This is a genomic window from Bacillus sp. WC2503, from assembly GCF_052682895.1.
The window spans coordinates 4,174,433-4,186,403 of the sequence record NZ_JBQYMD010000001.1 but is presented as its reverse complement, the minus strand read 5'-3'; the positions used below and the strand labels follow the sequence as shown (position 1 = coordinate 4,186,403).

General features: G+C 35.8%; 14 protein-coding genes and 1 other annotated feature. Of the genes, 10 read left to right on the top strand and 4 right to left on the bottom strand.

What is annotated here, in order from left to right; genetic code table 11:
- The first annotated feature begins 141 nt into the window (after positions 1-141).
- The 3 genes from ACUN26_RS21700 (at position 142) to ACUN26_RS21690 (ending at position 2,182) form a co-directional block, all read left to right on the top strand.
- A complete protein-coding gene (locus ACUN26_RS21700; protein ID WP_000394927.1) occupies positions 142-426 on the top strand; it encodes a hypothetical protein in 285 nt (94 codons plus the stop codon).
- Between the two features lie 28 nt (positions 427-454).
- Positions 455-1,237 (top strand): membrane protein insertase YidC, encoded by a 783-nt coding sequence (yidC, locus tag ACUN26_RS21695; protein ID WP_000920530.1) that lies wholly within the window; start codon positions 455-457, stop codon positions 1,235-1,237.
- Between the two features lie 129 nt (positions 1,238-1,366).
- On the top strand, positions 1,367-2,182 hold the full coding sequence (locus ACUN26_RS21690) for a hypothetical protein (protein ID WP_000730868.1): 816 nt from the start codon (positions 1,367-1,369) through the stop codon (positions 2,180-2,182).
- Positions 2,183-2,260: 78 nt separating this feature from the next.
- On the opposite strand, the gene ACUN26_RS21685 is transcribed toward ACUN26_RS21690, so the two are convergent.
- Positions 2,261-2,488 (bottom strand): hypothetical protein, encoded by a 228-nt coding sequence (locus ACUN26_RS21685; RefSeq protein WP_000562240.1) that lies wholly within the window; start codon positions 2,486-2,488, stop codon positions 2,261-2,263.
- A 165-nt stretch (positions 2,489-2,653) separates the two neighbouring features.
- Positions 2,654-2,890: a binding site (T-box leader), on the top strand.
- A 65-nt stretch (positions 2,891-2,955) separates the two neighbouring features.
- On the opposite strand from ACUN26_RS21685, the gene ACUN26_RS21680 reads away from it, so the two are divergent.
- From ACUN26_RS21680 to ACUN26_RS21670, 3 genes are all read left to right on the top strand, one after another.
- Positions 2,956-4,266 (top strand): APC family permease, encoded by a 1,311-nt coding sequence (locus ACUN26_RS21680; RefSeq protein WP_000546326.1) that lies wholly within the window; start codon positions 2,956-2,958, stop codon positions 4,264-4,266.
- Between the two features lie 107 nt (positions 4,267-4,373).
- Positions 4,374-5,558 (top strand): MFS transporter, encoded by a 1,185-nt coding sequence (locus tag ACUN26_RS21675; RefSeq protein ID WP_002039857.1) that lies wholly within the window; start codon positions 4,374-4,376, stop codon positions 5,556-5,558.
- A 79-nt stretch (positions 5,559-5,637) separates the two neighbouring features.
- Positions 5,638-5,820, top strand: a complete 183-nt coding sequence (locus ACUN26_RS21670) for a hypothetical protein (protein WP_000287384.1) — start codon at positions 5,638-5,640, stop codon at positions 5,818-5,820.
- A gap of 27 nt (positions 5,821-5,847) precedes the next feature.
- Here ACUN26_RS21670 and ACUN26_RS21665 read toward each other — a convergent pair whose 3' ends face one another.
- Positions 5,848-6,606, bottom strand: a complete 759-nt coding sequence (locus ACUN26_RS21665) for a TrmB family transcriptional regulator (RefSeq protein WP_000939470.1) — start codon at positions 6,604-6,606, stop codon at positions 5,848-5,850.
- Between the two features lie 186 nt (positions 6,607-6,792).
- Here ACUN26_RS21665 and ACUN26_RS21660 point away from each other — a divergent pair, with 186 nt between their 5' ends.
- The 4 genes from ACUN26_RS21660 (at position 6,793) to ACUN26_RS21645 (ending at position 10,774) form a co-directional block, all read left to right on the top strand.
- Entirely contained in the window at positions 6,793-8,793 is a 2,001-nt protein-coding gene (locus ACUN26_RS21660) for a methyl-accepting chemotaxis protein (RefSeq protein ID WP_000946374.1), read from the top strand.
- Between the two features lie 77 nt (positions 8,794-8,870).
- On the top strand, positions 8,871-9,173 hold the full coding sequence (locus ACUN26_RS21655) for an MTH1187 family thiamine-binding protein (RefSeq protein WP_001018860.1): 303 nt from the start codon (positions 8,871-8,873) through the stop codon (positions 9,171-9,173).
- 48 nt (positions 9,174-9,221) lie between these two features.
- Positions 9,222-9,467, top strand: a complete 246-nt coding sequence (locus tag ACUN26_RS21650; protein ID WP_001290590.1) for a YusU family protein — start codon at positions 9,222-9,224, stop codon at positions 9,465-9,467.
- A gap of 389 nt (positions 9,468-9,856) precedes the next feature.
- Positions 9,857-10,774 carry a proline dehydrogenase family protein gene (locus ACUN26_RS21645; RefSeq protein ID WP_000436777.1) on the top strand — a complete coding sequence of 306 codons (918 nt, stop codon included), beginning with the start codon at positions 9,857-9,859 and terminating at the stop codon, positions 10,772-10,774.
- A 22-nt stretch (positions 10,775-10,796) separates the two neighbouring features.
- Here ACUN26_RS21645 and ACUN26_RS21640 read toward each other — a convergent pair whose 3' ends face one another.
- Both ACUN26_RS21640 and ACUN26_RS21635 read right to left on the bottom strand, forming a co-directional pair.
- A complete protein-coding gene (locus ACUN26_RS21640; protein ID WP_000831489.1) occupies positions 10,797-11,636 on the bottom strand; it encodes a D-alanyl-D-alanine carboxypeptidase family protein in 840 nt (279 codons plus the stop codon).
- Positions 11,637-11,733: 97 nt separating this feature from the next.
- Positions 11,734-11,880 (bottom strand): YuzL family protein, encoded by a 147-nt coding sequence (locus tag ACUN26_RS21635; protein WP_001096344.1) that lies wholly within the window; start codon positions 11,878-11,880, stop codon positions 11,734-11,736.
- Between the last annotated feature and the right edge of the window lie 91 nt (positions 11,881-11,971).

Below are 11,971 nucleotides of genomic sequence, written 5' to 3'. Positions count from 1 at the left end.
AATATACTAAAGAAAGCGAATACAATGTTTCTTAATTATTGTTTTCTTGAGAAAATATGCAAAATACTTTTTTTGAAAATAAAAGGAAATAGAGAATATTTGTCCGATGTGCTAAAATGAGCTTATTAAGGATGTGAAGCGATGGAATTTTTATTGCAGGATGCAATTCTATATATATCGTTTGTAACAACGGCGCTTTGTTTATTAGAAGTTTTCTTCCTTGCCAATGTTTCTCGCTTTGTGCGTCAGCAAGCATCGAGCGGTAAACAAAGAGCTTTTGCGTTAGTTGATACATGTGAAGATAGTGCAGGAAATGTAACGCTATTTTCTATTTTTTATAAATATGGAATGATTCGTTCTGTTCGCAGACAAGAATCAAGTGAAGAGAATGACGAGATCGGTCCGTATACACCAATGTTTCGCTAAATAATTACGAAACATTGGAGGAATGAACATGTTAAAATCATATCGAGCTGTGCTCGTTAGTTTATCATTATTACTTGTTTTTGTTTTATCTGGTTGCAGTAATGCGGCCCCAATTGATGCACATAGTACTGGGATTTGGGATCATTACTTTGTATATCCAATCTCGTTTATGATTCAATTTGTTGCTCATCATATACCTGGAGCTAGCTTCGGGATTGCGATCATTATCATGACGCTCGTTATTCGTTCAGCAATGATTCCATTAGCTGTTTCACAATACCGTAGCCAAGCGAAAATGAAAAAAATGCAACCTGAATTGCAGAAGTTAAAGAAAAAATACGGTGATGTAAGCAAAGATCTTGAAAAACAAAAGCAGTATCAAAAAGAAATGTCAGAACTAATGAAATCAGGCGGTTGGAATCCACTTGCTGGTTGTTGGCCAATTTTTATACAAATGCCGATTTTCTCTGCTTTGTATTATGCGATTAGCCGAACAGAAGAGATTCGCACATCTTCATTTTTATGGGTGAACTTAGGACATGCAGATCCATATCATATATTACCGATTATTGCAGCGTTAACGACATTTATTCAGATGAAAGTTTTCCAATCTAATATCACACCTGGAGAACAAGTACAAATGCTAAAAATGCAGCAAATTATGATGCCAGCAATGATTCTATTTATGGGATTTGCGGCGCCATCAGGTCTTGTACTGTATTGGATTACAGGTAACCTATTTACAATGACACAAACAATTGTATTAAGAAAAATAATGGAACGTGAAGAATTACAATTACAAAAAGCTTAGAACAACGCCGCTCGTGATGAGCGGTGTTTTTTTGTTAAGTCGTTAAGGGTATTTTAAGAAACCAATATTACTATAGGCATTGTATACGAAAGTGTACATGCTTTAGAAATATGAAGGAGGAAATTTCCTATGAAGAAGAAAACAGTTGGGTATTTAGCAATTGCAGGTGCTTTATCATTTGGAATTATAGGAGGAGTGGGTGTACCAGCATTTGCGGCAACGAATACTCCAGCAGCGGATCAACCTACAAAAACGGTGAAGAAAGATTTAGATGACGCTACAAAACAAAAAGTGAAAACAATTATGGACGATACAAAGAAACAATTAGAGGAGCTAGGTGTAAAGCTACCTGAGAAAGAGAAACGAAAAGATATGTTTGCAGGATTAGATTATCAGGCGAAAGCAAAAGCGAAATCAATTTTAGAGAAAGAGAAATCTGGGAAGTTAACACATGAACAAGCGCAAGAAGAATTAACAAAGCTAGGTGTGAAATTGCCGGAGAAGGGTAAACACAAGGATATGTTTGCAGAATTAGATGATCAGGCGAAAGCAAAAGCGAAGTCAATTTTAGAGCAAGAGAAATCCGGAAAATTAACACGTGAACAAGCAAAAGAAGAATTAACAAAGCTAGGCGTGAAATTGCCAGAGAAGGGTAAACATAAGGATATGTTTGCAGGATTAGATGATCAGGCGAAAGCAAAAGCGAAATCGATTTTAGAGCAAGAGAAATCCGGAAAATTAACACGTGAACAAGCAAAAGAAGAATTAACAAAGTTAGGCGTGAAACTTCCAGAGAAAGAGAAGCATGAAGACATCTTCGCGGGATTAGATGAAGCAACAAAGGCAAAAGCAAAAGCAGTTCTAGAAAATGAAAAGAAACAATTAGAGGAATTAAATGTGAATCTTCCACATCATAAATTTTTTATGAAAAAAGAAGATAAATAATTGAGCTATGTATCTTTCGTGTGGGCAACCGGAAGGTACATGCGAGGACCGATTTCTACTTATAGAAATCGGTCTCTTTTAATGATTCAATAAAATTCTTTTCATTGTTAGTATGTATCCAAAGATGCAGTAGAAGATTGCAAAACCGATAAACACTTCCGTATATTGATATTTACCCAATACGTAGAAGGAAACAGCTGGCATAATAGCTACCGCTAAAATGCTATAACCAGGATACTTTTGCCGATGCATGATAGCGAATAGAACAGAGAGAAACGTAGCGATGATACAAAAGACAGCAATCATTATTGGTGCACCTCCTAAATGGATTGTACCATTTTTAGGGAAATGGAGAAGTGTCGTACCTTCTGTTATAATATAAGAAGAGAAATATTTCTTATGTTATATAAAAAATATATTGATTTTTTCTAACAATTCAATATAATGAACAATAACTACAAAATTCGACATCAAGAAGTGATGATGAGGACATGATCAATTTTTTACGATTCTCAGAGAGGGAAGCCTTTGGCTGTGAGCTTCCTAGTACGGGAAAATAGATTACCACCTCTGAACTGCAGCAGTGAACGGATACCTAGTAATTGCTTGCCGGCAAAAACCGTTATTTAGACTTGAGAAATTGGTGAAGTATGTCACTTTGCGAATTGAAACAAGGGTGGAACCACGATTATAACACTCGTCCCTTTTTTAGGGAGGAGTGTTTTTTTATTTCATTTTTGCATCACACTAGGATTGGAAGGAGGATACGCAGCATGCATCATGATGAGAAAAACAAAATTGGTTTAACAGTAGCGCTTTCTATCGTAGTAGGGACTATCATTGGATCTGGTGTGTTTATGAAACCAGGGAGCGTATTAGATTACTCAGGGAGTTCTAATATGGCTATTCTTGCTTGGGTAATTGGTGGTCTGTTGACACTAGCAAGTGGTTTAACAGTAGCTGAAATTGGAGCGCAAATCCCGAAAAATGGTGGGTTGTATACGTATTTAGAGGAGATTTACGGAAGTTTTTGGGGGTATTTATCAGGCTGGATGCAAACGATTGTGTATGGCCCAGCTATTATTGGAACGTTAGGGTTGTATTTTAGTTCTTTAATGATCAATTTTTTCTATTTAGATAAAGTATGGAATTTACCAATCGCAATTGGTACCGTTGTGTTCCTAGGCGTTGTAAATAGTATGGGGACAAAATATGGAGGTATCGTCCAAACGGTTACGACAATAGGGAAGATGATTCCGATCATTTTAATTGTTGTATTAGGCTTTTGGAAAGGAAATAGTGATATTTTTAACGTAGTAGTGCCGATATCAGAAAATCAAAGTATAGGTATGGCAATTTTAGCAACTTTATTTGCTTATGACGGTTGGATTTTACTCGCTTCCATAGGCGGAGAAATGAAGAATCCAACAAAGTTATTACCGAAGGCAATGACAGTTGGTATTTTAATTGTAACTGCTGCTTACGTATTAATTAACTTAGCGTTACTGAATGTATTACCAGCAACACAAATTGTAGACCTTGGAGAAAATGCAACAGCGACAGCTGCAGGCATGCTACTTGGAGAATATGGCGGAAAAATTATTAGTATCGGTATTATCGTTTCTATTTTCGGTTGTTTAAATGGAAAGATTTTAACGTTCCCGCGTATCCCGATGTCGATGGCAGAACGTGGACAACTTCCATTTGCTAAGTTTATTGCAAAGGAAAGTCCAAGATTTAAAACACCAGCAAATGCGATTACTGTTGAAATCATTTTAGGAATTATTTTAATGATTATTAGTGATCCAAATAAGCTATCTGAGATTTCCGTATTCATTATTTATATTTTCTATGTAATGACGTTTATTGGTGTCTTCATTTTAAGAAAACGTAATAAGAATAAAGAGCGTGCATATAGTGTACCTTTATTCCCAATCGTACCAATCGTAGCGATTTTAGGTTCGTTCTTTGTAATTGGTAGTGCAATTATCAATGATCCGGTAAGTTGTTTCTTATCAATTGGAATTGTCTTTACGGGACTTCCGGTGTATTGGTATTTAAATAAGAAGAAAGAAACTGAATGATGGAGGGGTAGGTGTATAATGCGCCTACCTTTTTTATTGTAAAAAAATTGTACTTGCTTACAGTTTCTATTTTGGTTACTATAATAGTAGTAACCAAAATAGAAAGCGTGGGGAAAGACTTGAATTTTCGTGTATATATTTTAGCTATTGCGGCTTTCGTAGTCGGAACGGTTGAGCTAATTATAGGAGGAACGCTTGATTTAGTTGCCAATGATTTAGGAGTATCTATTAGCGCAGCTGGTCAGCTTATAACAATATTTTCAGTAGTATTTGCTTTATCAGGTCCAGTTTTATTAGCGGTAACAGGAAAGTTTGAAAGAAAAACATTATACATTGGGGCATTATCAATTTTCTTAATCGGAAATATTATTTCAGCATTTAGTGTAAATTACGAAATGTTAATGTTCTCAAGGGTAATTTGTGCGGCAAGTGGTTCATTAATTATTGCGCTATCTGTAACACTTGCTTCTAGCGTTGTAGAACCGCATTTTCGTGCGCGTGCAATTGGAATTATTTTCATGGGGATTAGTGGCTCTCTCGTACTTGGGGTACCACTTGGTCTTGTGCTCGGCAATGCATATGGATGGCGTGCACCATTTGTATTCATTTCGATATTAACAGTTATGGCAATCGCTTGTATTTCAGTATTCTTAACGAAAGTACCGCCGACATCGGTGTTATCAATAAGAGAGCAAATTGCTACGTTGAAAGATAAAAAAATTGTGAGTGCACAGTTAACATCATTTTTATTTTTAACAGGTCATTTAACACTGTATGCATACTTAACACCATTTTTAAAAGATGTGATGCATGTGGAAGCGAACTGGATTAGTGTGTTTTACTTCATTTTCGGAATCGCAGCGGTACTTGGAGGCGGCCTTGGGGGCTTGCTTGCTGATAAATGGGGATCGAAGAAAAGTATTATTTCCATCATTATCGTATTTGCATGTGCAATCTTTATGTTGCCAATGATGACATTTTCATTCCCGCTCTTCATTATTATGATGGGACTTTGGAGTATGCTGAGCTGGGCTATTTCACCAGCACAACAAAATTACTTAATTGAAATTGCACCAGAATCAGCTGGTATTCAGCAAAGTTTAAATAACTCTGCCCTTCACTTAGGAATTGCGCTCGGTTCAACAGTAGGCGGAGTTGTTATTGAAAAATCATCTGTTATATATAACGCTTGGGTAGGCGGTGGCTTTATTATATTAGCACTGCTTTGTGCGATTTTCTCCATTACGAGAGGACGTTCTACTCAGTTTGTGAAAGAAGAATCTATCGTTTGATAGGTTCTTTTTTTATTTGTAAAAAATGGAAGGGGTTAGTAGAAAAATGAAGAAGGTATATATAGCGAGGTGATAGTATATGTATTCAAGTTTTTCAATCATTGGTTTTTTATTTACGATCATACCATTCTTTCTTGTAATTTTTCTCTTTAGATGGGTTCGTTTCATTTATCAAAATTCAGAGAAACAAGTGGAGCAAAATGAGAAAATCATTGAGCTGTTGATGGATATAAAGGAACAAAATGAAAAGGAGTCTAAGTGAAAAACTAGACTCCTTTTTATTATTTAATTAGTATCTTAATTTCATCAACAAATTCTTAATTTCCTCATCTTCCATAAAGAGATCATGGTGTTTCTGGGTAATTTTCGCAAGTGCAACGTCATGATAGAAGAATTCTGTAAAGAACTTCACGAAAGGTTGTGACATTGTTTTCATTGCTTGCCATGACTCTTGTTCTACACCAGCAAATAAAATTTCACGGTCGTCAACGATGAGTAGTAAGTAGCGCTCTAATGCATTAGGTTCTTCAGCTGGGATTAGAAAATGCATGTTTTCTAAATCTGTTTCTACTTTTCCAACTATAAGGGACTCAATTTGGACGCCTTGTTTTGCTTTTTGTTCTAGTAAAGGAAGGTATTCTGAAAGAGTATCATTCCAAGCTGAAATACGAATCGATTTTTTTGCACTTTCAATGAGCTCTTTACTTTGAACTCGAATAGAAGATTGCATCTTTAAGCTCCACACACGGTCATCCGTAAATGATTTTTTTGATATATTCGTTTCTAAGTCTTTAATATTTGATTGGAATTCTGTCGTTAATTTTTCAATTGCTAGTTTTAGTGGTAATGCTGTATACAACTTTTTCTTTTCTGAAACAGAATCCATTACCATTCCTTTATCTATCAGGCGTGCTAGCACTTCATATATTTTTGCTTTTGGAACACCAGAGTGCTTCACAATTGTTGTAGCATCTAACGGTTCATTGCTTGATACGACAACTTCATAAGCTTGGCTTTCATATTGTGAGAAACCGAATTTTTGTAACATAGTTCCCTCCGAACGAATGAGATTATATTTTAAGGATAATGAACTATTTGTTTTTGCACAAGTGGTAGTCCGTTTTCTAATTGTATTAAGGTGAGAATTAATTTCAATTTTTTAATTTTATCTATTATACTTAATATAGTGATTAATGAGATTTTAATTTAATGCGAAGGGGATGCTTGGGGAAAGATGTTAAGAAGTTTACGTTTAAAAATTGCGGTAGTATTTTCAGTGCTTATTTCTATGATGTTCGTAGTATTGGGTACAGCTATGTATCAATTACAGAAAGAGAAAGAAGTAAGTTCCTTAGACCAGTATTCTCAAAATACGATGGATCTTGTGACAGAGCAACTTACGACATTTGTTCAAAGAACTGATGAAGATATGGGGTATTATGCGAACAGTGAGATGATTCGTAATATGATTCAAGATGGAGTTACTCCAGAAGAGGAAGCATTTTTAACGAAAGAGTTTGCGGAGTATAAAAAGAACCATCCTGGTATTTTAGATTTATATATTGGTACGAAAGATAAAAAAACATTAAGTGCCAATCTTGCTGAAGGTGGAAAAGTGCCGGAAGGATATGATCCAACGACAAGACCGTGGTATAAAGATTCAGAGGCTGATGTGAAAAAGGTTCATTGGGGACAACCTTCATATGAAATCGCGACAGGAAAGTTAAGTGTAGGGGTTTCTAAAGCTATTACGTCTGAAGATGGTTCTGTATTAGGCGTTGTTGCGATGGATGTATCGCTCGGAACAATTCAGAAGTTACTTCATAATATTCAATACAATAATGATGGAGAAATGTTTATTATAAATGATAAAAATATAGCTCTTGTTTACCCAGAAAAGATAGGGAAAGATATTTCTAAAGAGCCATTGCTGAAGAGTTTGAATAAAGATGTTACAAAATATGCTGAAACTACATTAAAAGGTGAGGATGTAGTTGTTTATAGTCAGTTATTTGATGCGATGAAATGGAAGATAGGAATTTTTTATCCGAAACAAACAATTGATGGATTGTTAAGTAGTATGAGAAATACAGTCATTATAATGGCATGTATTAGTTTATTAGTTGGAATAGTAGCTTCCTATTTATTTTCAAGAAGATTAGCAAGGCCACTGCAATTATTAACGAATCACGTTCAAAAAGTAGCAGGAGGAGATTTAACACTGCAAATGAAAGTGACAAGTAAAGATGAGGTTGGAGAGCTGACGAACCATTTTAATCATATGGTTGGGCAAATGAATGAAATGGTAAGTAAAATTAAAAATAGTGTATCAACAGTGCAGCAATCAACGAATAATCTCCATTATTTAACGAATGAAACGGTGGCCGCTAGTAGAGAAGTGTCAGGTGCAATGGATGATGTGAGCGTGGGAGCTTCTACTCTTGCCAATAGTGTAGATGAAGTTTCAGCTCAGCTTGAGAACATGGCGCAGTCAGTGGAAGAAATGAATAGCTCCGTTGGTGAAATAGAAGGAGTGGCTGGTAAAGCGGAAAAGGCATCTAAGCAAGGGTTAAATACGATGCAGAATTTAGTTCGTACAAGAGGAGAGTCATCTTCGATTGTTGTTCATACAGAGGAAGCATCTGGTAAGTTAGAGCAAAAAGTCGGATCGATTCAAAATGTTGTAGAGCTTATAAAAGGTATTTCGGATCAAACGAACTTACTTGCTTTAAACGCTTCGATTGAAGCAGCACGTGCAGGTGAGCAAGGTAAGGGATTTGCTGTTGTGGCTGAGGAAGTTCGAAAGTTAGCGGAACAATCAAAAGAGGCAACAGGAGAAATCGCAACGATGATTGGCGATGTCCAATTAGAAGTAAAACGAGTTGTAGAGGTCGTAAGTAAATTGAAAGATATTGCTGATATACAAAATAAAGTGACGACAGAGGCAGAGGCGGAATTCCGTACAATTATGTCGGTGGTAAATACGATTAGTATCTCAGTTGAAAAAATTGTAGAAGAAGTAAACAATATAGGTCACGAGCAAGGGGAAATTACAGAGGTAATGCATACAATTGCCGGTACGAGTCAAGAAAGCGCAGCTGTTTCGGAAGAGGTAAATGCTGCAACTGAATCTCAAGTGAATCATCTAGAAAAGGTAGCTCATACGATGGAAAGCTTGACGGAGCACATGAGAGACTTAGAAAGATTAGTTGAGCAATTTAAAATAGAGGAATAACAAATTAGTAAAATGATGAGGATTTCGGTAAAATAGACAATGGATATATAAGAAGCAAGTATAGGAGGAAGACTACTATGGCAATTGTTGACGTATCGATTATTCCGGTAGGAACAGGTAATCCAAGTGTTAGTGAATATGTAGCAGAAGTACAAAAGGTGCTAGAGAAAAATGCAGATCGCGTGAAGTATCAATTAACACCAATGAATACAATTATTGAAGGAGATCTTCCTGTCATTCTAGAAGTCATTCAACAAATGCATGAAGTTCCATATACGAAAGGTGCACAGCGCGTTGCGACAACAATTCGTATCGATGATCGTCGTGATAAAGTAAGCACAATGGAGAAGAAATTAAACTCTGTTCGATCAAAATTATAAGAAAAAGCAGCGATCTTCGCTGCTTTTTTCATATAGGAGGTAGATAAGATGAGTGAAAAGTTTAACGAACAATTTGATGGGTTGTTAGAGAAATACACGGAACTATTACTTGGAGAGAGCAATGAAGAAAGAAAAGAACAGGTGCAGAAGTGGGCACTGTATTCTTACATAGCTAAGACGATGCCGGCTTTAGTTAAGCATTGGAATGAGACGTATCCCGATGCGAAAGAAGAAATGGTACAGTTAATTTCGGATATAAAAAAGATAAATGAAGAGAAGCGAAATGAAAAATAAGAGAGCTTGAGGTGAATGTCACCTTAAGCTTTTTTTATCTCGTAAAAACCCGATTGGTGAGGGTTAATAATCAGAGGGGGAGGGCCCGCCTTATTCTAATTGAATTTTCACTTTATTAATATCTTTATATAATTTATATGGAATATAAAGGGTTTTATAGACATGTCGAATATTTTCGACATGTCTATTTGAGGCCCAGTAAACCCGTTTTTTCTAAATGTCGAAAAATATTCCCTTTATATTTGTAAGCAAGAATATAAGGTTTTAAATGTTTTTATAGTATTTTATAAATTGTCTAAATAATTATTTGTATCAAATAATTTTAAAGAATGATATAATTTCGAAGAGGGGTAAAAAACAGATAAATTACAGTCATAGGGGTGAATTACATGGAACAATTAATGCGAAATTCGTTTCTTTTCTTGTCAAAAAATAAAGCGCTAACAAAGTTAGCTAAAAAGTACGGTTTACGCTTTGGAGCAGGTCGTTTTGTCGCAGGGGAGACAATCGAATTAGCGACAGCAGCTATTAAACAATTGAACAAGCAAGGCCTTTGTGTAACGATCGATTATTTAGGTGAATTTGTTGATAACGAAGCGGAAGCAAATGAAATGGCTAGCGAATCGATTGAAGCGATTCGTGCAATTGGAAGAGAAGGTCTTAATTCGCAGCTTTCTTTAAAGATGACTTCTATGGGATTAGATATCTCTGATGAAATCGTAATGAACAATATGCGCCGTATTTTAGAAGCTGGAAAAGAAAATGGTGTGTTTATTACAATTGATATGGAAGACTATACGCGCTGCGGGAAAACAATTGAGATCTTTAAACAATTAAAATCTGAATACGATAATATTGGTACAGTTATTCAAGCTTACTTATATCGTACAGAAAAAGATATGGAAGAATTAAATGCTTATAGTCCTAATTTACGTCTTGTAAAAGGAGCTTATAAAGAACCTGAAGATGTAGCGTTCCCGGATAAGAAAGATGTAGATGATAACTATAAAAAAATTATTAAAATGCACTTATTAAATGGAAATTATACTGCAATTGCTTCACATGACGAAGCAATTATTGAATATACGAAAAAACTTGCCGAAGAACACAATATTCCAAGAGACCAATTTGAATTCCAAATGTTATATGGTATTCGTAATGAGCGTCAACTTGAGCTTGTAAAAGAAGGCTACAAGATGCGTGTTTATGTACCTTATGGAAACGACTGGTATGGCTATTTCATGCGCCGTCTAGCAGAGCGTCCAGCGAACGTTGCGTTCGTATTAAAAGGTATGGTTAAAAAATAACCAAGGAGAACATACTCCTTGGTTATTTTAATTGCTTAAATGCGTAATGTGCCATTTTCTTCGTATCAGGATATAGTTGCGCGCGAGTAGAAGATAATACGACGTTAATAACGCGTTTACCGTCTTTCTCATCAACAGTTACGACCGTATATTTTCCGAGTGCAGATAAACCGCTTTTACTTCCAATCGCATATGGATCGTCATATAGTTCCTCTCGTCCATAGTTTGCGATTTTTGGAGAGCGTTCAGAAGTATGTAGAGTTGTATTTACTGAATTCATGTATTGTAAAACGATTGGGTATTTTAATGCTTCTTTCGTAATAATCGCAATGTCATATGGTGATACTTTATTTCCAAGTGCATCAGCACCACTTGCGTTTTTGAAAGTTGCATGCTTTGTACCAAGTTCCTTCGCTCTAGCATTCATCATTTTCACAAACTCATTTTTTGATCCCGCGATATGTTCTGCAATTGACTCAGAGATTGGGTCTGCACTAATGATAAGCATAAGTTTTAATGCCTCATCCCGTTTTAATTTTTCCCCAGCACGCAGCTTAATTTTTTTACTTTGACTTTCTGTTTTTATTGCGTTTTCTGTAACTGTAATTTCTTCATTTTCTTTTACATTCTCTAGTAAGAGAAGGGTTGTCATCATTTTGGCTATACTAGCCGGATAAGAGCGTTCATCTTCGCGTTTGCCATACAAAATTTCACCTGTGTCTGCATCGATTGTAATTCCGTATTGCCCCGTAATACTAGGCTGATCAACTCTTACAGTTTGTTGTCTTTGTGCATAAGAGAAGAAAATCATCCCTGTAAATAGTGTAGCAATCATTACAATCATAACTATTGTTCGTTTCATCATCGTTCCCTCTTTTGTTTTCCATATGTACAAATAAATTGGGCAGAAAAAGCAGCCATTAATCATTATGCCACGTTCTCTGCCCAAAAATATAGCGTTATTTTTCGCCCATATTATGCTTCTTATATTGTTGGTTATTACCTTGACGTCCTTTTTCCACACCGTGGTTATGCGGACCTGCATTTCCGGTTACACTCGCTGCACTAATTCCAGCTTTTGAGGGGTTCTTCTTAAGTTTTGCCATATATATTCCTCCAGTTTCGTCAGATTGTAAAAAGGAAAAGTGCATTTTAGTGAAGAAAATACACATATATAGCATGGGCAAATAAAAGAAA